This is a genomic window from Pseudomonas saliphila (assembly GCF_008638345.1).
GTDB classification, from domain to species: Bacteria; Pseudomonadota; Gammaproteobacteria; order Pseudomonadales; family Pseudomonadaceae; genus Halopseudomonas; species Halopseudomonas saliphila.
This window is the reverse complement of record NZ_VTVA01000003.1, coordinates 100,191-120,705: the sequence shown is the minus strand read 5'-3', so window position 1 is coordinate 120,705 and position 20,515 is coordinate 100,191. Positions and strand designations below refer to the sequence as shown.

General features: G+C 58.3%; 20 protein-coding genes. 4 read left to right on the top strand and 16 right to left on the bottom strand.

Features of this window, described 5'->3' with window-relative positions; translation table 11 throughout:
- Window positions 1–68 precede the first annotated feature (68 nt).
- The 13 genes from FHK95_RS04485 to ccoN form a co-directional block, all read right to left on the bottom strand.
- On the bottom strand, window positions 69–1,253 hold the full coding sequence (locus FHK95_RS04485; RefSeq protein WP_150303416.1) for an MFS transporter: 1,185 nt from the start codon (window positions 1,251–1,253) through the stop codon (window positions 69–71).
- Window positions 1,243–2,100, bottom strand: a complete 858-nt coding sequence (locus tag FHK95_RS04480; RefSeq protein WP_150303415.1) for an ion transporter — start codon at window positions 2,098–2,100, stop codon at window positions 1,243–1,245. The genes FHK95_RS04485 and FHK95_RS04480 overlap by 11 nt, the downstream gene beginning before the upstream one ends.
- Before the next feature lie 60 nt (window positions 2,101–2,160).
- A complete protein-coding gene (locus FHK95_RS04475) occupies window positions 2,161–2,706 on the bottom strand; it encodes an adenine phosphoribosyltransferase (protein WP_150303414.1) in 546 nt (181 codons plus the stop codon).
- 19 nt (window positions 2,707–2,725) lie between these two features.
- Window positions 2,726–3,457 (bottom strand): fumarate/nitrate reduction transcriptional regulator Fnr, encoded by a 732-nt coding sequence (gene fnr, locus FHK95_RS04470; RefSeq protein ID WP_150303413.1) that lies wholly within the window; start codon window positions 3,455–3,457, stop codon window positions 2,726–2,728.
- Window positions 3,458–3,540: 83 nt separating this feature from the next.
- On the bottom strand, window positions 3,541–4,275 hold the full coding sequence (locus FHK95_RS04465) for a sulfite exporter TauE/SafE family protein (protein WP_235906714.1): 735 nt from the start codon (window positions 4,273–4,275) through the stop codon (window positions 3,541–3,543).
- A complete protein-coding gene (ccoS, locus tag FHK95_RS04460; protein WP_150303412.1) occupies window positions 4,272–4,499 on the bottom strand; it encodes a cbb3-type cytochrome oxidase assembly protein CcoS in 228 nt (75 codons plus the stop codon). Before ccoS ends, FHK95_RS04465 begins: the two co-directional genes overlap by 4 nt.
- Entirely contained in the window at window positions 4,496–6,952 is a 2,457-nt protein-coding gene (locus tag FHK95_RS04455) for a heavy metal translocating P-type ATPase (protein ID WP_150303411.1), read from the bottom strand. Before FHK95_RS04455 ends, ccoS begins: the two co-directional genes overlap by 4 nt.
- Window positions 6,953–6,955: 3 nt before the next feature.
- Entirely contained in the window at window positions 6,956–7,471 is a 516-nt protein-coding gene (locus FHK95_RS04450) for a FixH family protein (RefSeq protein ID WP_150303410.1), read from the bottom strand.
- Window positions 7,472–7,475: 4 nt separating this feature from the next.
- The gene (ccoG, locus tag FHK95_RS04445; protein WP_150303409.1) at window positions 7,476–8,888 is read right to left on the bottom strand and encodes a cytochrome c oxidase accessory protein CcoG; all 1,413 of its coding nucleotides are present in this window, start codon (window positions 8,886–8,888) and stop codon (window positions 7,476–7,478) included.
- Window positions 8,889–9,017: 129 nt separating this feature from the next.
- A complete protein-coding gene (ccoP, locus tag FHK95_RS04440) occupies window positions 9,018–9,938 on the bottom strand; it encodes a cytochrome-c oxidase, cbb3-type subunit III (RefSeq protein WP_150303408.1) in 921 nt (306 codons plus the stop codon).
- Window positions 9,935–10,126: a cbb3-type cytochrome oxidase subunit 3 gene (locus FHK95_RS04435; protein WP_150300967.1), complete on the bottom strand. Its 192-nt coding sequence runs from the start codon at window positions 10,124–10,126 to the stop codon at window positions 9,935–9,937. The genes ccoP and FHK95_RS04435 overlap by 4 nt, the downstream gene beginning before the upstream one ends.
- Window positions 10,127–10,133: 7 nt before the next feature.
- Complete coding sequence (gene ccoO / locus FHK95_RS04430) at window positions 10,134–10,742, bottom strand: cytochrome-c oxidase, cbb3-type subunit II (protein WP_178114710.1); 609 nt, start codon at window positions 10,740–10,742, stop codon at window positions 10,134–10,136.
- 10 nt (window positions 10,743–10,752) lie between these two features.
- A complete protein-coding gene (gene ccoN, locus FHK95_RS04425) occupies window positions 10,753–12,180 on the bottom strand; it encodes a cytochrome-c oxidase, cbb3-type subunit I (protein ID WP_150303406.1) in 1,428 nt (475 codons plus the stop codon).
- 373 nt (window positions 12,181–12,553) lie between these two features.
- Here ccoN and FHK95_RS04420 point away from each other — a divergent pair, with 373 nt between their 5' ends.
- On the top strand, window positions 12,554–13,183 hold the full coding sequence (locus tag FHK95_RS04420; RefSeq protein ID WP_150303405.1) for an alpha/beta family hydrolase: 630 nt from the start codon (window positions 12,554–12,556) through the stop codon (window positions 13,181–13,183).
- Here the strand turns inward: FHK95_RS04420 and FHK95_RS04415 are convergent.
- The 3 genes from FHK95_RS04415 to FHK95_RS04405 all read right to left on the bottom strand — a co-directional run bounded on the left by FHK95_RS04415 (window position 13,180) and on the right by FHK95_RS04405 (window position 16,952).
- Complete coding sequence (locus FHK95_RS04415; RefSeq protein ID WP_408003590.1) at window positions 13,180–14,310, bottom strand: methyl-accepting chemotaxis protein; 1,131 nt, start codon at window positions 14,308–14,310, stop codon at window positions 13,180–13,182. The genes FHK95_RS04420 and FHK95_RS04415 overlap by 4 nt on opposite strands.
- 752 nt (window positions 14,311–15,062) lie before the next feature.
- The gene (locus tag FHK95_RS04410) at window positions 15,063–16,346 is read right to left on the bottom strand and encodes a TRAP transporter large permease (protein WP_150303403.1); all 1,284 of its coding nucleotides are present in this window, start codon (window positions 16,344–16,346) and stop codon (window positions 15,063–15,065) included.
- Window positions 16,347–16,361: 15 nt separating this feature from the next.
- Entirely contained in the window at window positions 16,362–16,952 is a 591-nt protein-coding gene (locus FHK95_RS04405) for a TRAP transporter small permease (protein WP_178114709.1), read from the bottom strand.
- 238 nt (window positions 16,953–17,190) lie between these two features.
- Between FHK95_RS04405 and dctP the strand changes: the two genes are divergently transcribed.
- The 3 genes from dctP (at window position 17,191) to dcd (ending at window position 20,268) form a co-directional block, all read left to right on the top strand.
- Window positions 17,191–18,345, top strand: a complete 1,155-nt coding sequence (gene dctP / locus FHK95_RS04400) for a TRAP transporter substrate-binding protein DctP (protein ID WP_150303402.1) — start codon at window positions 17,191–17,193, stop codon at window positions 18,343–18,345.
- Between the two features lie 178 nt (window positions 18,346–18,523).
- Entirely contained in the window at window positions 18,524–19,618 is a 1,095-nt protein-coding gene (apbC, locus tag FHK95_RS04395) for an iron-sulfur cluster carrier protein ApbC (RefSeq protein WP_150303401.1), read from the top strand.
- An 83-nt stretch (window positions 19,619–19,701) separates the two neighbouring features.
- Complete coding sequence (dcd, locus tag FHK95_RS04390) at window positions 19,702–20,268, top strand: dCTP deaminase (RefSeq protein WP_150303400.1); 567 nt, start codon at window positions 19,702–19,704, stop codon at window positions 20,266–20,268.
- Window positions 20,269–20,515 lie beyond the last annotated feature (247 nt).

Sequence of the window (20,515 nt, the reverse complement as noted above, 5' to 3'; positions counted from 1 at the left end):
GGCTGCAGGCGCAATTTATTATAGTGGTGAATATAAGACATCCCGGCGGGGCGGAAAACGGGAATGCGTCACAAATGTCGGTAAAGACGCCAGATCAGTCCGGCATTTAGACAAAGAATGAATAGGCTGGCAAAGACTACAAGGTTCCATCCAGCCAGTTCCCAGAAAAATCCCAGATAGTAGACGCCCGCCGCCGCGCCCATGTAATAGAACACCGAATAGAGGGAGGATGCACTTGCCTTGCCGAAGCCGGCTTGCTGATTAACCCAGGTGTTGGCTAACGAGTGGGTGAGGAAAAATCCGCAGGCGTTGCATAGCAGGGCAATGATGATTAACCAGAGCTGGTCGGTGAGCAGTAACAGCGTACCCAGTATCAGCAACGCAACGCCGGTCATCATGCCGTGCAATGCATGACTGAATGGAACGCGGCCCGAAAACGTGGCAGAAACGGTTCCGGCAAGGTAGGTGAGAAAAAGCATACCCAGACTACCAGCACCCAGCTGCCAGGGCCCGGCGCTCAGGCGGAATGTGAGGTAGGTGTACAGATTGATAAAAATCATGAAATTCAGCCCGCCTACTGCGAAGGCGGGGAGCAGGGCAGGGTTGCTCAGATGCGCGCGAAACCCACTGAGACTACCCCCCAGTGACAACGGACGTGCGACGAACCCCGTGGCTGGCGGTAATAGTCGGGCGACCACGGCGAGACCGCAGAGGCTCAAGGTCCCTAGGGTAAGGAAAACCGTCCGGAGACTGGAATAGTCGGCGATGAATCCGCCGAGCAGTCGGCCGCCGGCGCCGCCCAGCGTGTTGCCGCCGATATACAGACCAACAGCACCGACCAGCGCCGTACGCGACATGGCGTCGCCGAGATAGGCGATGGCCACCGCAGGCAGTACGCCCAGAGCGACACCCAGCGCCGCACGCAACCACACCAGCGTAGTGAAATGAGCAGTGAACGCCATGCTGAAGGTGAGTAACGCGGTAGCGCCCAGTCCGACCAACAACGGGGCCCGGCGGCCGACAGCGTCGGAGAGCGGTCCGTGCACCAGAAGCGACAGGCCGAGCGTCAGGCTGGTGATGGTAAAGGCGTTACCGGCTTGCAGCGTGGAGACCTGAAATTGCTCTGCAATCAGCGGCAGGAGCGGGTGGATGGCATAGAGGTTGGCGAAAATCACCAGCGAGGCGATTACTAACGCCAGGCAGGCACGCCGGTATGCTGGCGTGCCCCTTTCGATAAGTGCCTCAGCGCTCATCGATACGGTCTTGCAGGGCGCGTATGTCGGCCCGCAACTGACGTACTTCCTGTAGTAACAGTTCCTGGTTGGTGCCTGAGAGGCTGGTCGTGGATTTCTTTTTCTCTTCCTGGCCCTGGGCTTTGCTTTCGGCGACGCGCTCCCGGTTGGTTTGTATCGCATCGACAATCACGGCGATAAACAGGTTGAGCATCATGAAGGTGGCGATCAGGATAAAGGGGACAAAGTAGAGCCAGGCATAGGGATACTCCTCCATTACCGGCCGCACGATACCCATCGACCAGCTTTCCAGGGTCATGACCTGGAACAGCGTGTAGAGCGTAGCCCCGAGGGTGCCGAACCACTCCGGAAAGGCCGCGCCAAACAGCTGCGTGGCGATGACGGCGGCCACGTAGAACACCAGTCCGAGCAGTGCGACGATACTGCCCATTCCCGGGAGCGAGGAGAGCAATGACTGCACCACCATCTTCATGCTGGGCACAATTGAAATCAGACGCAGTACCCGCAGCACGCGCAATGCTCTCAGCACGGCAAGCGGGCCGCTGGCCGGCACCAGGGCAATCGCAATCACCAATGTGTCGAACAGCCCCCAGGGGTCGCGCAGGAGCCGCCAGCCGTGCGCAATAAAGCGCAGGGCAATTTCCACAACGAATAATCCGAGGATCAGTTGATCGAGACGTATCAACAGGCTGCCCCAACGCTGCATCACGGTGGGTGAGGTTTCCAGACCAAGGATCACCGCGTTGATCAGGATCAGGCCCATGACCAGAAACTGGGTACGCGGGCGTTCGATCAGCTCGGCGAGGCGCAGGCGCCAAGGCTGGGTTGCTTCTAGAGTCGAGTTCATGTCGGTTCAGTGTAGGTAGGTTTGAGGCGGGCCGAAACCAGGAGGTCCGGCCCAGGCACATTATTCGTCGGCTTCGAATGCACACAGAGTGAAGGTGGGAATGTCTGCATCCTGCATCTTAAGTGAGCCTTCCAGATCAGGAAGATCGATGATGGCTGCAGCCTCGTAGATTTCGGCACCCAGCCGCTTTATCAGCCGCGCGGCGGCGAGCAGGGTGCCGCCCGTCGCGATCAGGTCATCTACCAGCAGCACCTGATCGCCCTTACTCAGCGCATCGCGATGCACTTCAACCTGCGATTCGCCGTACTCAGTCTCATAGGTTTCGCAGAGCGTGTCGCAGGGCAACTTGCCCGGCTTGCGAAACAGCACCAGCGGCTTGTTCAGCTCATAAGCAAGCACCGAACCCAGCAGAAAGCCGCGGGCATCGATCGCGCCGATATGGGTGATCGGAGACTCGACGTAGCGCTGGATCAGGCTGTCCGCCACCATGCGCATGGCGCGGGGGGAGCGGTAGAGTGGCGTGATGTCCCTGAAAATAATGCCCGGCTTGGGAAAATCCGGAACGGGCCTGATCAGGGTCTTGATGCTGTACTCGTCAAATATCATGCTGCACTCGCGATAATGATTATTCGCCCTGGCCACCGGCCAACGCGCAAAGCTGGGTATGTTCAAGTATCTGGATCTGCTTGCCATCGGCAGCGATCAGGCCCTGCTGTTGAAACCGGGTAAACACCCGCGACACGGTTTCGACCGCCAGACCAAGGTAGTTGCCGATCTCATTACGTGACATGGCGAGTCGGAACGCCTTGGCTGAATAACCGCGGGCCCGGAATCGCGCCGAGAGGTTGATCAGCAAGGTGGCGATGCGTTCATCGGCGGTCTTGCGCGAGAGCAACAGCATCATCTGTTGGTCTTCGCGAATTTCACGGCTCATCAGTCGCATCACCTGCTTACGCAACTGTGGCATGGAGGCGGTTAGGTCGTCCAGTCGCTCGAAGGGAATCTCGCAGACCGAGGTTGTCTCCAGCGCCATGGCGGACAAGGGATAGGTATCGGCATCCATTCCTGACAGACCGATCATCTCACTGGCAAGGTGAAAGCCGGTGATCTGCTCTTCGCCGCTGTCGGAAAGGCTGTAGGTCTTGACTGCACCGGAGCGCAGCGCATAAATGGAACTGAACGGCTCACCCTGACGGAACAGCATCTCGCCTTTTTTCAGGGGGCGGCCGCGCTTGACGATCTCATCCAGCAGATCCATTTCATCGGCCTGCAGGGCCAGCGGTAGACAGAGTCCGGATAGCGTGCAGTCCTTGCAGTGTGGTTCTGGCAAGGGCCGAAGTTTGAGGGGGTCAGTCATGCCGTTCAATCCCGAAGCCGAGTCTGTGAAGCGCAAGCGTACCACCAACTGGGTAGCCTGTTCTATGGCGCCCCCGTGACGCTTCAATGATGAGGCTGTGTCTGCTGCGCGCTGCTGTGGCCGGGGCCGTGGCCCATCAGCAACGCCTTGTGCGGGCCGGGCAGTGTCCAGATGCCGAACAGGATGACCATTATGGCTGCGCTCACGCGAACCGCGCGCTTGCGCAGCAAGGCCATCAGACGCTCCGCCGCGAGGCCAGTGGCGAGTAGCGTGGGCAAGGTGCCGATGCCAAACGCCAACATGAGGCCGGCAGACAGCCCGGTACTGCCCTGGCTACTCGCCCATACCAGCGTGCTATAGACCAGACCGCAGGGCAACCACCCCCACAAGGCGCCCAGCGCTATCGCCTGGGGTGCGCGCTTGACTGGCAGCAATCTGCGGGCGTGGGGCTCGATGTGCTTCCAGAGACCGCGACCCAGGCCTTCAATGCGCGTCAGTCCTGACCACCAGTTGGCCAGATAAAGCCCCATGGCAATCATCAACAACCCTGCAATGGTGCGCAGGAGCATGTCCAGACCCAGGTCGCGAACCAGCCAGCCGACGCTGCCAAGCAACGCGCCGGCGGCAGTGTAGCTGGCGATTCGGCCGGCATTGTAGCCGAGCAAGATGCGCCACATGGGCCAGCCACGCCGTTGTTCCACCGGAATCGCCAACGTCAGGGCGCCCATCAGGCCGCCACACATGCCGATGCAATGTCCGCCACCCAGCAGGCCAAGCGCCAATGCAGTAAGAATCAGCGGAAGCAGCTCTGGCGTCACGATTTGTGTTCCGGATCAGCGGATTCTGGCGGCGCCGCATCCTCTTTGGTTGATGTCTTCTTCTGCGCGGCAAGGTGGGCCGGATCTTCTTCGTCGAACAGAATGCTGTGGGCTGGGCTGTCCAGGTCGTCGTATTGCCCGCTGTTCACGGCCCAGTTGAATACCCATATTGCGACGATAACCAGCACTACTGCCACGGGTACAATGATATAGAGAACGGTCATGCGGGTTCCTCCACGGCGATTGAGTGACGAGGGGCTGCGTTAACCGGATTGCCCAGGCGTGTCAGCCTCAGCGCATTGAGTACCACCAGCAGTGAGCTGGCCGACATGCCGATCGCCGCCCAGGCAGGGGTGACCATACCTAATGCAGCCAGGGGCAACACGCCGGCGTTGTAAATACTGGCCCACGACAGGTTTTGCAGGATGATCCGGCGGGTACGCCGCGCGCCATTCAATGCATGCAGGATAACATTCAGATGGCCGCTGAGCAGGACCGCATCGGCGCTGGTCTTGGCCAGATCCGAAGCCTGCCCCATGGCAATTGACACGTTCGCGCTGGCCAGCACGGGCACGTCGTTGACGCCGTCGCCCAGCATCAGCACCGTCGCGCCTTGGCTCTGCAGCCGTTGCATGAAAGCCAGTTTGTCATCGGGACTGGCGTTGCCAATCGCCTCGTTGATACCGAGCTTCGCCGCCATACGCTCGACCACACCGGCATGGTCGCCGGACAGCAGGATCACGCGCATGTCCCGCGCCTGCAAACCGGCGACCATCTCGGCTGCGTCAGGGCGCAGGCGGTCGTTCAATATGAACCAGGCGATGGGCCCGTTTGCGTCACCCAGCAACAACCACTGTCCCGCCGCATCGGGCAGGGGCGGCGCAGGATAATTGCCCAGTTGCGCGACAAAATCAGGCTTGCCAATGCGCAGTTGCCGGCCATCACAGGTGCCTTCAAGGCCGAGGCCGGGGTGATTGCTGACGTGCTCGGCCTGTTCGTTGCTGCGGCCGAATGCCCGGGCGATAGGGTGTTCCGAACGCGCTTCGAGCATGCGTGCCAGGTGCAATGCCTGATCGGCATCCTGGTCGGCAAAGGCACTAATCCGCTCCAGGGTCATGCGGCCCTCGGTGAGGGTGCCGGTCTTGTCCAGAATGACCGTGTTGACCTTGGTCAGCCCCTCAAGTACATGCCCGCGAGTGACCAGCATGCCGAGCTTGTGCAGGCTTCCTGTGGCCGTGGTCAAGGCGGTCGGGGTAGCCAGCGAGAGCGCACAGGGACAGGTGGCGACCAGCATGGCGAGCACAATCCAGAACGCCGTTTCGCCGTTGACCTGCCACCACCAGAGCCCGCCAACCACCACCACGGCGAGCAATACCACCAATAGAAAATACTGGGCGACTGTGTCAGCCACGCGCGCCAATTTGGGCTTGTCGGACTGGGCGCGCTCAAGCAGCCGCACGATCGCCGACAGTCGCGTGTCGTCGCCTATGGCAGTCACCTTGATACGTATCGGGCCTTCGACGTTGAGGGTTCCGGCCACCACGTTGTCACCGCTGCGCTTGGTCAGCGGCAGATACTCACCGGACAGGGCGGACTCATCGATGCTGCTGACGCCTTCGATGATGATGCCATCTGCGGGAATGCTCTCACCGGGTTTCACTTCCAACTGATCGCCTTCCTGGACCTCCTCGAGCATGATGCGGCTGGCCTTGCCGGATTGGTCGACACGTACCGCGCTTGGCGGAAGGAGGTTGACCAGCCGGGCAGTGCTTTCTACGGTGCGTTGCCTGGCGCGGCGCTCAAGATAGCGCCCGGCGAGCAGGAAGAAAGCGAACATGGTCACCGAGTCGAAGTAGATCTCGCCGGTATTGGTCACGGTTGCCCAGATACCGGCCAGATAAGCCCCACCGATCGCCAGGGATACCGAGACATCCATGGTCAGCCGGCGACTGCGCAGATCCCGCCAGGCGCCCTGGAAAAACGGCACGCAGCTGTAGAAGACCACGGGGGTGGTCATCAGCAGGCTGATCCATCTCAACGTGACAGCCATGCTTTCGGTGAGGTCCTGGTTGAATTCCTCGTAGAGCGCCATGGTCGCCATCATGACCTGCATGAACATCAGCCCGGCCAGACCGAGTCGGCGCAGATACCGCTTGTTCTCTGCGGCAATCTGCTCGCTGGCCTTGTCCGACTCATAGGGGTAGGCGGCGTAGCCGATGCGCTTGAGCTCGGCAAGAATGGCCGATAGCTGCGTTTGCTCTGGGTGCCAGCTAACGGTTAACCGGTGGTTGCCGAGATTGATCACCGCTTCGCTGACACCTGGTATTTGCACCAGGCGTTTCTCTATCAGCCAACCGCAGGCGGCGCAGGTAATACCTTCAACCAGAAGCTGGATCTGCTGGCTGTCGCCTTCAGTGCGTACGTAACGCGTTTGCACATCGGCGCGATCGAGCATTTCCAGCTCGCCCTGCAGTGCTTCGGGCAGCGCTTCGGGATTGAGGGATTTATCGGTGCGGTGACGGTAGTAGGATTCCAGCCCGCCGGCGACGATCGCCTCAGCCACGGCCTGGCACCCCGGACAGCACATGGGTCGGTTTTCACCGAGGATAGTGCTGCTCCATGACGAGCCGGTCGGAACCGGCTCGCCACAGTGATAACAGGATACAGGACGGGTCATGAACTAGCGGGGGGACAGCGTGTAGGACTGTCCAGGAGCGAGTTTGAGTTCGTCAGTGAGGCGCCAGCCATCATCGCCGGTCAGCGCCGGATCACTCAGATCAACGTAGTGTCGACCCTCCAGGCCCGATTCCAGCTGGCCTGCGTATTGGCGTGCGTCGACGCGCCTGAGCATGACGGTACGGTCGCGCTCGGCATGCGTGGGCGACATGATATCGAACTCCAGCTCTGGCGGAGCCACGTCGAGATCGCCATTGAGTACCAGGCTGATCTCGCGGGTCAGATCGTCAATGCTGAATTCCGCCGTCAGGTTCAGTTCCTCGGCCATGCGGTCGCGGCCAAGGTGCATATTGATCGCGCGACCTTCCTTGTAGTAATTGTCGCGAACCATGCTGTCCTGGTTGATGATCGACACATACAGCAGGCCGAGCCCGAGCACGACCGAAAGGCCCAGTATGCTGATGATGAACCACGGCCAGAATTGCTTGTACCAGGGCTGAATATCGTCGTCTTCGTGCATCGGTTTACCTTAAAGTTGGGCCCATGAAGCGGCTTTCCGCTTCGGCGCTGATGTCCGGATCGTCCAGTGCGGTTACCTCGAAGGTCACCGGAATATTGGTGCCTTCCATGGACGCTGGATCCAGTTGCACGCTCACCGGGAGCTGCAGCATCGAACTCGGCTGAACGGTTAGGCGGTTCTCGGCCAGATCGAGGGTCAATCCCGGATGGCCCTCAACCGCCAGCGTATAGGTCTGCTCTTCCTGACTTTTGTTGAACAGCTTGATGATATACACGTTTTCAATGTTGCCGCCGCGTGCTTCTCGAAACAGAACGTTGCGGTCGCGTTGAACATCCAGCGATACCTGGGCCATGTTGGCCACCGTGGCGATAAACAGGCCGATCATGATCAGCAGTGCGACGCCGTAGCCGAACAGCCGCGGCCGCAATATCTTGGTCTTTTCCCCAGCCAGGTTGTGCTCGGTGGTATAGCGGATCAGGCCACGCGGATATTCCATCTTGTCCATGACCTCGTCGCAGGCATCCACACAGGCGGCGCAGCTGATGCATTCATATTGCAGACCGTCGCGGATATCGATACCGGTGGGGCACACCTGGACGCAGATGTTGCAATCAACGCAGTCGCCAAGACCGACTGAGGCTGGCTCGACACCCTTTTTGCGCGGACCGCGTTGCTCACCACGGTTGGGGTCATAGGAGACGATCAGTGTGTCCTTGTCGAACATCACGCTCTGGAAGCGGGCATAAGGACACATGTGAAAACACACCTGCTCACGCAGCCAGCCGGCGTTGATGTAGGTGGCCGCGGTGAAGAAGAACACCCAGAAAGCCGCCCAGCCACTGATTTGCAGAGTAAAAGTATCAACGACCAGTTCGCGAATGGGAGTGAAATACCCGACGAAGGTAATCGCCGTAACGATCGAGACGGCCAGCCAGATACTGTGCTTGGCGGTCCGTCGCGCAAATTTTTCTGCGCTCATGGGCGCCTGGTCGAGCTTGATGCGCGCGTTGCGCTCACCCTCAGTAACCCGCTCACCCCACATGAAAATCCAGGTCCAGACGGTCTGCGGGCAGGTATAACCACACCAGACCCGCCCAGCGAATACGGTAATGAAGAACAGTCCAAAGGCGCAGATGATCAGCAGAAATGACAGCAGGAAGAAGTCCTGTGGCTGGAAGGTCGCGCCAAAAATGTGAAACTGTCGGGCCGGTAGATCGAACAACACGGCTTGACGCCCATTCCATTGCAGCCAGGCCGTACCGAAGTACAGCATGAACAGTGCTGCGATACCCGCCTGCCGGACCTTCTTGAACAGGCCGGTATAGGAGCGAGTATGGATTTTCGGGCGCTTGGCGTACAGGTCGTACGTTTCCACCTTGCCCGAGGTTACATCTTTGACTGGGATCTTTTTAGTCATCTGTGCCTTGGCCGTTGGGAGAGGGGGGAGGAAACCCGGCCGGAAGAGGATCCGGCCGGTATGGCTTTCCGCATTCATAGCTTACTGCGGGAAAGCCCTAGGCACTATGCGACCAGTAGTCGCAACCGCTTACCGGCCTTTGGGGCGGCCAGTATCTGACACTTCACCATCTTCCTGGGACAGGCTGTAGACATAGGCTGTCAGCATGTGGATCTTGTCTTCACCCAGGTGCGCTTGCGCCGGCATGTTGCCGTTACGTCCGAAACGGAGCGTGTGCTGAACCTGCAGCATGCTGGAGCCATACAACCAGATGTCATCAGCCAGGTTTGGCGCGCCGAGCATGGGATTACCTTTGCCCTCCGGCCCGTGACAAGCAACGCAATTGGTCTGGAAAATCTTCCTGCCTGCTTCAAGATCGACATTTTCCGACTCAAGACCCGCCAGACTGCGCACATAGCCTGCGGTGTTGCGTACACCCGCTTCGCCGATCACAGCCAGCCACGCAGGCATGGCAGCCTGACGGCCTTCATTCAAGGTGGTCTTGATCTGTTCCGGGCTGCCGCCCCAGATCCAGTCGTTGTCGGCCAGATTCGGGAAGCCGAAGGCGCCGCGCGCGTCGGAACCGTGACACACGGAGCAGTTGGTGGCGAACAGACGCTGACCGATGCGCACGGCATCTTCATCGCGGGCAACTTCTTCAACCGGCATGTCGACGTAGCGGGCAAAGATCGGCGCGAACTGTTCCTCGGCGCGGTCTACTTCGTCCTGATACTGCTCGATCTGAGTCCAGCCGAGGACGCCTTTCCACTTACCCATACCGGGGTACAACACCAGATAGACGACGCTGAACACGATGGTGGCGACGAACAGCATGAACCACCAGCGGGGCAGGGGGTTGTCATACTCTTCAATGCCATCAAACGAGTGGCCAGTAGTTTGATCGGTCTGGTCGGAATGCTGACCCTTGCGCGTGGCAAACAGCAGCCAGGTGATAAGGATAAGAAAGACCGTGGTGAGGGCGATGATGTACCCACTCCAGAAATTACTCATTTGTCATTGCTCCTGGTGTCATGCTGCTCACGGGCCGTTTTCTCATCGTTTTCTTCATCGGCGAACGGCAGGTTGGCCGCTTCGTCGAAATCCTTCTTCTTATATGAGCTGTACGCCCATATCACGATGCCGATGAAGGCCACCATCGCAAAGATAGTGGCTATGCCGCGTAGCGTGTTGATATCCATTGATGGGTTACCTGCGGTCGGACAGAACGGTGCCGAGATGCTGCAGATAGGCGATCACTGCGTCGATTTCGGCGACGCCTTGAACGGCTTCCGTCGCGCCGGCAATGTCTTCATCGGTGTAGGGCACGCCAAGGGTACGCAGCACTTCCATCTTGCGGGCGGTGTGCTTGCCATCCAGCATGTTGTCCTGCAGCCATGGGTAAGACGGCATCTTGGACTCGGGCACTACGTCACGCGGATTGATCAGGTGAGCACGGTGCCAATCGTCGGAGTAACGACCGCCAACACGAGCCAGGTCTGGGCCGGTACGCTTGGAGCCCCACAGGAATGGGTGCTCCCAGACGCTCTCACCGGCTACCGAGTAGTGTCCATAGCGTTCGGTTTCCGCACGGAACGGGCGGACCATCTGCGAGTGACAGCCCACGCAGCCTTCGCGGATATACACATCCCGGCCTTCCAGTTCCACCGCCGTGTAAGGGCGCAGGCCCTCAACAGGTTCGGTCGTCTCTTTCTGGAAGAACAGGGGTACGATCTGAGTCAGACCACCGAAGCTGATCGCAAAGATGATCAGCACCACCAGCAGGCCTACGTTCTTTTCTACAATATCGTGTTTCATCAATAACTCCTCAGACCATCTGCGCTGCGGCTTCAGCTTCAGCAGACTCGGACTGACGGATAGTGCGCCAGACGTTGTAAGCCATTGCCAGCATGCCGATCAGGAAGAACGCGCCACCAATCATGCGAACCACGAAGCCGGGATGACTGGCCTCCAGTGCTTCTACGAATGAGTAGGTCAGCGTGCCGTCTACGTTTACCGCGCGCCACATCAGGCCCTGGGTAATGCCGTTTACCCACATGGATACGATGTACAGAACGGTACCGACAGTCGCCAGCCAGAAGTGGGCGTTGATCAGGCCAACGCTATGCATTTGTTCACGGCCGAACAGCTTGGGAATCATGTGGTAGATCGCGCCGATCGAAATCATTGCCACCCAGCCCAGGGCGCCCGCGTGCACGTGACCAATGGTCCAGTCGGTGTAATGGGACAGAGCGTTGACCGTCTTGATGGCCATCATCGGGCCTTCAAAGGTGGACATGCCATAGAACGCCAGAGCGACGACCAGGAAGCGCAGAATCGGATCGGTACGCAGTTTGTGCCAGGCACCTGACAGGGTCATCATGCCGTTGATCATGCCGCCCCAGCTCGGAGCCAGCAGGATTAGCGACATCACCATGCCCAGGGACTGCGCCCAGTCAGGCAGAGCGGTGTAGTGCAGGTGATGCGGGCCTGCCCAGATGTACAACGCGATCAGCGCCCAGAAGTGAACGATCGACAGGCGATAGGAGTAGATCGGACGGCCGGCCTGCTTGGGTACGAAGTAGTACATCATGCCCAGGAAGCCTGCAGTCAGGAAGAAACCCACCGCGTTGTGGCCATACCACCACTGCACCATGGCGTCAGTAGCACCGGCGTAGGCAGAGTAGGATTTGAACATGCTGACCGGCATAGCGGCGCTGTTGACGATATGCAGAACCGCAACCGTAACGATGAAGGCGCCGTAGAACCAGTTGCCCACGTAGATGTGCTTCATCTTGCGCTTCATGATGGTGCCGAAGAACACCACTGCATAGGACACCCAGACAACCGCAAGCAGTATGTCTATCGGCCACTCCAGCTCGGCGTATTCCTTGGTTGAGGTCAAACCCATGGGCAGAGTGATGACCGCAAGCACGATCACTGCCTGCCAGCCCCAGAAGGTGAACGCAGCCAGGCCATCGGAGAAGATCCGCGCCTGGGAAGTACGTTGCACCACATAATAGGAGGTGGCCATAAGGGCGCAGCCACCGAACGCGAAAATGACCGCGTTGGTGTGCAATGGACGCAAGCGTCCGAAACTCAACCAGGGCAGGTCAAAACTGAGTTGGGGCCAGACCAGTTGTGCGGCTATAAAAACGCCTAATGCCATACCTACAATACCCCAGACCACCGTCATGATGGCGAACTGGCGTACTACCTTGTAGTTATAAGCTGTCGGAGTGGTAGCTGTGCTCATGCGAGATTCCACGGATAGCAATGGTTAAAGGGGGGGCGAAGCGGCCGCAAGTATGAGCAAACGCTGAACTCATTGCAATGACACAGGTCAACGTTAACGGCCGTCCGAGACCTCTCTGGCGTGGTGTCGGTAGCCCATCACACCCAGGTTTTTCGGACTTTGCGGCCCGTCCCTGCCTGGATCAGAGGAGCTCGCTCGGAATGGATCCACGAGCTGACCTGCAGGGGCCTCGGCGGTTGCTGTACCTCGCCGGTGTTAGTTTTTCCAGATGCTCTGGACGAACTCAAGGGTAAACCCACACAATCGGCAAGTGAACCCTGATGCGGCTGCGCTGCTGTGACATCGTGTCGCACCAACAGCTGCCGGAGACCCAATGCCCGCTTCATTCTTGATCAATCAGCCTGAATCGGCTCAGCTACCGGGGACCCTGGTGCTCGCCCATGGTGCCGGCGCACCGATGGACAGTCCGTTCATGGAGCTGTTGGCGCAGGACATAGCCGATAACGGGTTAAAGGTAGCGCGTTTCGAGTTTCCGTACATGGCTGCTCGTCGAGAAGATGGCCGTAAACGGCCACCGAATCGGATGCCAATGTTGCTCGACGCGTTTCGCCAGGCCTGCGCTGACTGTGAGGGGCCGGTGTATATCGGCGGTAAATCGATGGGTGGTCGTGTGGCCAGTATGCTGGCCGATGAGCTGGGCGCGAAGGCGCTAGTGTGTTTCGGTTATCCCTTCCACCCTCCGCGCAAGCCGGAAAGGACACGGGTTGAGCATCTCAAGGATATCGTCACACCGACACTGATCGTGCAGGGCACCCGCGATCCGCTTGGCAAGCCCGAGGACGTCGAGCAGTACGCTCTAGCAAAGCAGATCTCGATGCACTGGCTGGGCACCGGCGACCATGACTTCAAGCCCTTGAAGGCCAGCGGGCAGACGCAGCAGCAGTTGATCAGCCAGGCGGCTGCGGCCTGCTACCGCTTCATAGCGCAGTGCGGCAGCATTTAGATCCCCAACGCCGTCGGCAACACTGCGGCGGACATGGTGCCCCAACGCCGGCCGTTTACCTCGATCGGTACATAAAGTACGAACACAATTGTTGCCGTGCCCGGCAGCACAAAGGTACCCATATTCAAATAGGTGCAGGTCGTCATGAAATGCAGGTCGGAGGCATTGGTGACGGCGAAGCGCTTGAAGTTGCTGCGCGCGGCGTCGATCTTTGGGTCGCCGGTGGCGGGTTGTGACGAGGCGCTGCGACTGGTCGGCAGGTAGCCTTTGTCGTTGACCGCTGCCATATACACGACACCGTCCTTGCCTCCCTGGTCCCACTCGTCCAGTAGCGGACGCACCTGCTTGATGAACGCATCTGCCCAGCTCACGTCGTGCTTGGGCGGATTGGTGCCGGCGATCGGCGTATAGCGTTGGTCGAACAGATCCACACCTGCATTGGCCAGATCAGCCAAACGGCTCTGCAGTGCCTCTTTGCGCTGCATAAGCAGTTGAGTCACCGCTTCCATGTTGCCTTCACCCAGACGGAATCCTGCCAGTGAGCGCAATGTGAAATGGGTGTTGTCGCGCAGGGCATCCGCCTGGCTGAAGGTATCTTCCATGGATTTGCTGATGGTAAGACTGAGCGCTCGAATCTCACCGCCGTGCTTGAGTGTTTCGGTGTTGGTGGCGGTGAGTTCTTCCAGGGCGCTACTGACCATCAGCAGGTCGTCATTGGCTTGTTGGAAGTCTTCCACCATGGCGTTGAACTGGTCGGCGGCGGTGCTGACCGCCAGGCCAGTGGTTTCGGTCTGTTCGAGCATGCCGAGGGTTTGCTGCTCGGCTCCGGACATAGCCTTGGTCATTTGCTCCATGAGTTGGGTGATCTGCTCGGCGGCATTGCCTACCTTGAACGAGAGGCTGCGCACCTCGTCAGCCACTACGGCAAAGCCCCGTCCCTGTTCCCCCGCGCGCGCGGCCTCGATGGCTGCGTTCAGCGCCAGCATGTTGGTCTGGGCTGAAAAGTCCTGCACGGTATTGAGGATTTCTCTGACCTTCTTTGACGTGGCAGAGAGCGCGTTGATATTGCCCTTGAAGCCATTCATCGACTCAGTCACTAACTGCATATTCTGTCGGGCATCACCCATCTGCTGTTTCGATTGACGTGCTAGCTCCAGGCTACGGGTATTGACCTCTGAAACGTCGCTCGCCCGGGAGGAAATGTCCTGCAGGGCGGTGGTGGTTTGTTCGCTGGCATGAAATATCAGTTCAGACAGCTGTTGTTGCAGGCTGGCATCCTTGGCGGTCTTTTCTGCCAGCAATCGGCTATTGGCAGAGGCCAGCGCGGTTCGCAGGCTATTGGTTTGCAGGTCGAGCATGACTGTACGCAGCCGTTCGTTCAGATCGTTGAACCGGTGGCTGGCCTCACTCTGTTGCGCATCACCGGTTTCCAATTGGCGCAGGTCGATCTGCTTGCTGTTGGTCATGCCCAGGCGTTCGAGCATATCGCCGGCCTCATCGCGTTTAGAGCGCGATTGAAATATCAGATAGAAGGCGACTGGTGTGAGCAGGATAGCCATGACCAGCAGGACGCCATCGGCGAGCCAGATCACTGCCCCGGTAAAGAACAGTTGGCAGAGACACAAGGCCAGGCAAATCCCCGCTCGGGACATGGTGGGGAGGTTCGGTGCAAGACCGGTTTCAGGTGCGGTTTCCGTCGCGTTCATACTGTCCTCGTCACGCCTTAATGGATGCGCTTTTTATCGATCACTTGATACGGTTGATTGGCTTTCGCCACTATATAGCCTTATCGGCAACCCGCGGAATAACCGAAGGGCAGAGATCAAGTTTTTTGTCAGCGACGGGCAGAGGGGATCCTGAAGGCTTCAGGCGCAAGCCTTCAGGAATCGGACAGCGACGGCAGCCAGAGCGAGATCTGCGGGAAGAAGATCAACAGCGCGGTGGCCAACAGCAGGATGAATATGAAGGGCGGCGTGCCCTTGATTACATCGAAATAGGGGCGGCGGAAGATTGCCATCGCGGTGAAGATATCGCAGCCGAACGGGGGTGTGGCCGAGCCGATCGCGGCCTGCAGAGTGACGATGACACCGACGTGCACCGGGTCGAGACCCGCCGCATCCACAGCCGGTTTGAATAGCGGAGTCAGGATCAGAATCACCACGATGGGATCGACAAACATGCAACCAATAAAGAAGGATATGGCTATCAGACCAAGCACCAACAGCTGGCTGTCGCCAATCGCCTCGATGACCGGCCCGAGTATTGCCTGGGGAATGCCCGCGAAGGAAATGGTATAGGTGAACGCCGTCCCGGCCGCCACCAGAATGAATACCACCGCGGTGATCAAACCTGTGGAAAGGGCCACATCCCATATCTCGCTGATCTTGACGGCGCGCAGAATCACTATCTCCAGCACCAGGGCATACAGCACGGCGATGGCTGCCGCCTCGGTGGGACTGAAAATGCCGCCGTAAATGCCGCCTACCACTACCAGGGGAAAACCTAGCGGTAATATGGCTTTCTTCATCGCTGCCCAGCGAATCGCCCAGCCGGAGCGCGGCTCGGGTGCGATGCCCATGCGGATAGAGGCTGCCCAACAATAGAGAGAGAACATCAATAGGATCATTATCCCCGGCAGAATGCCGGCGATAAACAGATTGCCGATCGACGCGCCGGACACCACGCCGTAGATGATCATGCCGATACTGGGTGGAATCAGCAGGGCAATATCGCTGGCGTTGATGATCAGGGCCAGGGTGAAACTGTCGGAATAGCCTTTTTCGAGCAATTTTGGCCGCATCGGTCCACCCATCGCAACGACGGTGGCCTGGGTAGAGCCCGAGACTGCTCCGAACAATGTACAGCTGGCAGCAGTGGTGATCGGCAAGCCACCACGCAAGTGGCCAACGAAGCTCTGCACCAGATCAAGCAGGCGCTGGGATGTGTGACCACGGGTCATGACATCTGCAGCGAAGATGAACAGCGGAACGGCCGCCAGTGCCCAGGATTGAACGCCACTGATCATCTGACCCATCAGCAGGCTTACGTTGTTCATGTCCAGTTCGAGGAACAGCAACATGAGACTGGCAACGAGCAGCGGAACCAGCATGGGAAAGCCGAGCAGGAGCAACACCACCATGACAATGACAGTGAGGGTCAGCATGGATTGATCACCGTTCTAGAGGGCTGAGTCGGGGACTTCATCGTAAGCTTCTTTCTCATTGAATGACCGGTAAATGCCCTTGGAGATCATGTTGCGGATTGCCGTAAGCCAATATTGGATACCCGCCAGAGCAAAGCCCACCGGCGCCATGAGGTAGGGAATCCACAGCGGGATCTGCAGGGCGGAAGACGTACGGCCGCGCCCTTGAATGGCCATCACGTAATCCCAGGCGTGCCAGGCGAAGAAGAACATCAGCGCACCGGTCGACAAGGAGATGGTGACCAGCAGGATCTTGCGGGGCGTGCCCTTGAGCTGGTCGTAAAAGGCTGACATAGAGATGTGTCGGGCACGCCGAACGGCATAGCCCAAGCCGGCGAAGGTCATGATGATCAGACTCATCTGAGTCAGTTCCACCTGACCGGTCACGCCGGTTCCCAGCAATTGGCGCCCGAGGACATGAGCAATCAACAGACCCGCCAGGAACAGCACACTGCAGCCCAGTATGGTTTTCTCAATGTGTTCTGCAATTCGATCCAGCACACGCAGAGCTTTGCTCAGCAATGCCTTGAACGAGTGGCTGTCCGACCTGTCGGCAGGTTCGGGCATCTGTTGATCCTCTCCATGGCCTGGTCAGGCACTACCCGGGCGTAAAAAGGTAACGTCGGGATATTTACTTTCATTCTGTAGTCAATGCACTGGTAACTGGCCACGTTGCACCGACTTCGCGTCCAGATTCCTTTTTTGACCTTAACCCATGATTCGGGTTTTTGCACGACGTGGACATATGACGACCTTGTGATAAGGTTAAAAGCGGTTAACCAGAACAATAGATAAGGAGCGTTCCATGAACTGGCGTAATGGAGTAGTTGGGGCAGCAGCCCTGGTATTGGCGGCGTGCGGCTCGGATGAGCCGGAAGAAACAGCCGAAACTGGGCTTGAAGCACAACCGGAAACCGGTCAGGTCGAAGTGTGGCGTGTTGCCCTCGAAGAAATTGAAGGCAGCGTTCAATACGAATACGGTGCGCAGTTCGCGGAATTGATTAGCGAGAAAACCAACGGTGAAGTTGAAGTCAAACTCTTCCCCTATGGCCAACTTGGCGGGTTGACTGATATTTATGATCAAGTCCAGGCGGGCTCGATTGAAATGGCGTTTGGCTCCGGTTTTCTTGGCGGGACCGTTCCTGAATCACAGCTGTTCAGTCTGAACTTTGTCCTCACGGATGACGAAAAGAAGAATGCTGAAATTCTCAACCACCCCGATTTTCGCAAGCATCCGGATCTGATAGGTGCGTTCAACGAGCGCGATCTGCATCCGCTGGCGATCGTCCCGGAAGGCTGGCAGGTCTGGACCGCGAACAAACCCGTCCGCACTCCGGAAGATTTTGAAGGCCTGGCGATTCGGACCATGGATAACCGTTTGCTGAATGAGACCTACAGTGCCTACGGTGCGGATCCAACCACCATGGAATATGGCGAGTTGTATAGCGGTCTGCAGCTGGGTCAGCTGGACGGCAATATCCAGCCGGTGTTTGCCCACCAGGAAATGGATTTCTATCAGGTCCAGGATTACATGATCTTCGCTAACCAGGCGCAGTTCATCGCCACCTTCATGGCCAATCAGGCGTGGTACGAAAACTTGTCTGACGAGCGCAAGGATCTCATCGAGGAAGTAGTGGTTGAACTGGTGCCTTACATCCATGACGTGCAGACGCGTCTGAACACCGAGCGTCTGGATATCATTACCGAGAACAGCGATATCGAGCTGATCTACCTCACTGCTGAAGAGCGTGCTGCATTCCGCGAGCGCAGCCTGCCGGTGCGTGATGTCTTCGTCGAAATGGTTGGTGAGCGTGGTGAGAGCTTGCTCAACGCACTCCTCGAACAGGCAGGTGAAGAACCGCAGGACGAGCAGCCTGAGGAGACAGATGAGCCAGAGTCCGACGCTGAAGCGGGCGAGCAGCCTGAAGACGCAACTGAAGAAGAGCCTGAAGCGGCTTAACTTCCGATAACCTGCAGCCTTTGTGGGCGATTGATCAAGGCTGGCGCACCTATCGGGTACGCCGGCCTTTTTCATGAGTAAAGCTTTGATGCGCGCTGTCATACTCTGCACAACGCTTCCCTGACGTCTGTTCAGTCAGTAGCATGCGAACCTGAAACGCCACAGCATTGGATACCCCATGACCACAATCGATCGCCCCGCTATCAAACGCGCCCTCGCTCAATATCAGGATCCTTATACCGGTACCGATCTGGTGAGCTCGGGTTGTCTCAAGAGCCTCGATATTGACGGCAGCAAGGTATCGGCGGAGCTGGTGCTTGGGTACGCGGCAGCCGGGATCATCAGTGGCATTGCCGAGATGCTCAAGGTGGCGGTGGAAAATGTAGACGGCGTTGAATCGGCTTCTATTAAAGTGCGCTGTGAAATCGCCGCCGCCCCTTCGCAGGGGACCGTCGAAGCACTGCACAACGTGAAGAACATCATCGCCGTCGCCTCAGGCAAGGGCGGTGTAGGGAAATCCACCACTGCCGCCAATCTCGCTCTGGCTCTGGCCAGGGAAGGCGCCCGGGTCGGCGTACTTGACGCTGACATCTATGGTCCAAGCATGGGTCTGATGCTTGGGTTGCCGGAAGGTACCCGCCCAGAGGTACGCGACGAGAAGTTTTTTATCGCGCCCACCGCCCATGGCATCCAGGTCATGTCCATGGCCTTCCTGGCTGACGCCAAGACGCCAATGGTCTGGCGTGGCCCAATGGTGTCCGGTGCATTGATGCAGCTGCTGACACAAACTGCCTGGAACGATCTGGACTATCTGGTTGTGGATATGCCGCCGGGCACGGGTGATATTCAGCTGACGCTGGCTCAAAAGGTGCCAGTCACCGGAGCGGTGATCGTCACCACACCGCAGGATCTCGCTCTGCTGGATGCCAAGAAGGGTGTCGAGATGTTCCGCAAGGTGAACATCCCCGTGCTGGGCGTAGTGGAAAACATGGCGGTGCATATCTGTTCCAATTGCGGCCATGCCGAGCACTTGTTTGGTGAAGGCGGCGGGGAGCGCCTGGCAGACGAATACGATGTCGACCTGCTCGCGTCGATGCCGCTGTCAATGATGATTCGCGAACAGGCCGACGGCGGCACGCCGACCGTTATTGCCGAGCCGGACAGCCAGATCAGTATGCTGTATCAGGACATTGCCCGGCATGTCGGCGCGCGCATTGCTCAGCGGGCCGGGCAGGCTCAGGCCGCTCCGACCATCAGTATCAGCGACGATTGATGGCGGCTTGCCTGTTGATCTTTTGTCGACAGGCATAACCGGCTAAGATACGGCACCTTTTCTGGTCTAAAGCAGGACACTCCATGAGCATTAAATCTGACCGCTGGATTCGCCGCATGTCCGAAGAGCAAGGCATGATTGAGCCCTTTATGGAACGCCAGGTGCGCGGTGAGGAAGGCAGCCGGGTGATTTCCTATGGGGTTTCCAGTTATGGCTACGATGTGCGCTGCGCTAATGAGTTCAAGGTTTTCACCAATATCCATTCGGCCACTGTCGATCCCAAGCACTTCGATGAAGACAGCTTCGTCGACATCAAGAGTGACGTCTGCATCATTCCGCCGAACTCCTTCGCGCTGGCACGCACTGTGGAATACTTCCGTATCCCGCGCAATGTGTTGACCATCTGCCTGGGCAAGAGCACGTACGCGCGTTGCGGCATCATCGTCAACGTCACCCCGCTTGAGCCGGAATGGGAAGGCCACGTCACCCTGGAATTTTCCAACACCACGACCTTGCCGGCAAAGATTTACGCCAACGAAGGCGTAGCGCAGATGCTGTTCTTCGAGTCGGACGAGGTGTGTGAAGTGTCCTACAAGGATCGCGGTGGAAAGTATCAGGGCCAGCGCGGCGTGACCTTGCCGCGCGCCTGAGCTCGATCTGCCACTATCGTCTAGTTTGAATCCTCGATCGAATCACGCCATGCTGCGTCGAGAACAACAAAGCATGGCGTGAGGACTCCTTTTGAAAATATTTCGTACTCTTGGCTATTGTTTCCTTTTTGTCATGGTGCCCGTCGGCGGCCTTCTTGCAGCTTTTCCGGATGAAATCGCTGGCTTCTTATCTGCGTTGGCGGGAACGAACGTAAGCCGCGGCGCGTTGGGCATAGCCTTTCTGTTT

Coding starts and splice junctions, on each gene's coding strand:
- fnr (WP_150303413.1), bottom strand. CDS start 3,457: ATGACTGACCCCCTCAAACTTCGGCCCTTGCCAGAACCACACTGCAAG.
- FHK95_RS04420 (WP_150303405.1), top strand. CDS start 12,554: ATGCCCGCTTCATTCTTGATCAATCAGCCTGAATCGGCTCAGCTACCG.
- dcd (WP_150303400.1), top strand. CDS start 19,702: ATGAGCATTAAATCTGACCGCTGGATTCGCCGCATGTCCGAAGAGCAA.
- FHK95_RS04485 (WP_150303416.1), bottom strand. CDS start 1,253: ATGAGCGCTGAGGCACTTATCGAAAGGGGCACGCCAGCATACCGGCGT.
- FHK95_RS04450 (WP_150303410.1), bottom strand. CDS start 7,471: ATGCACGAAGACGACGATATTCAGCCCTGGTACAAGCAATTCTGGCCG.
- apbC (WP_150303401.1), top strand. CDS start 18,524: ATGACCACAATCGATCGCCCCGCTATCAAACGCGCCCTCGCTCAATAT.
- FHK95_RS04455 (WP_150303411.1), bottom strand. CDS start 6,952: ATGACCCGTCCTGTATCCTGTTATCACTGTGGCGAGCCGGTTCCGACC.
- FHK95_RS04405 (WP_178114709.1), bottom strand. CDS start 16,952: ATGCCCGAACCTGCCGACAGGTCGGACAGCCACTCGTTCAAGGCATTG.
- ccoS (WP_150303412.1), bottom strand. CDS start 4,499: ATGACCGTTCTCTATATCATTGTACCCGTGGCAGTAGTGCTGGTTATC.
- dctP (WP_150303402.1), top strand. CDS start 17,191: ATGAACTGGCGTAATGGAGTAGTTGGGGCAGCAGCCCTGGTATTGGCG.
- FHK95_RS04480 (WP_150303415.1), bottom strand. CDS start 2,100: ATGAACTCGACTCTAGAAGCAACCCAGCCTTGGCGCCTGCGCCTCGCC.
- FHK95_RS04415 (WP_408003590.1), bottom strand. CDS start 14,310: ATGGGTGATGCCCGACAGAATATGCAGTTAGTGACTGAGTCGATGAAT.
- ccoN (WP_150303406.1), bottom strand. CDS start 12,180: ATGAGCACAGCTACCACTCCGACAGCTTATAACTACAAGGTAGTACGC.
- ccoP (WP_150303408.1), bottom strand. CDS start 9,938: ATGAGTAATTTCTGGAGTGGGTACATCATCGCCCTCACCACGGTCTTT.
- ccoO (WP_178114710.1), bottom strand. CDS start 10,742: ATGAAACACGATATTGTAGAAAAGAACGTAGGCCTGCTGGTGGTGCTG.
- FHK95_RS04435 (WP_150300967.1), bottom strand. CDS start 10,126: ATGGATATCAACACGCTACGCGGCATAGCCACTATCTTTGCGATGGTG.
- ccoG (WP_150303409.1), bottom strand. CDS start 8,888: ATGACTAAAAAGATCCCAGTCAAAGATGTAACCTCGGGCAAGGTGGAA.
- FHK95_RS04475 (WP_150303414.1), bottom strand. CDS start 2,706: ATGATATTTGACGAGTACAGCATCAAGACCCTGATCAGGCCCGTTCCG.
- FHK95_RS04410 (WP_150303403.1), bottom strand. CDS start 16,346: ATGCTGACCCTCACTGTCATTGTCATGGTGGTGTTGCTCCTGCTCGGC.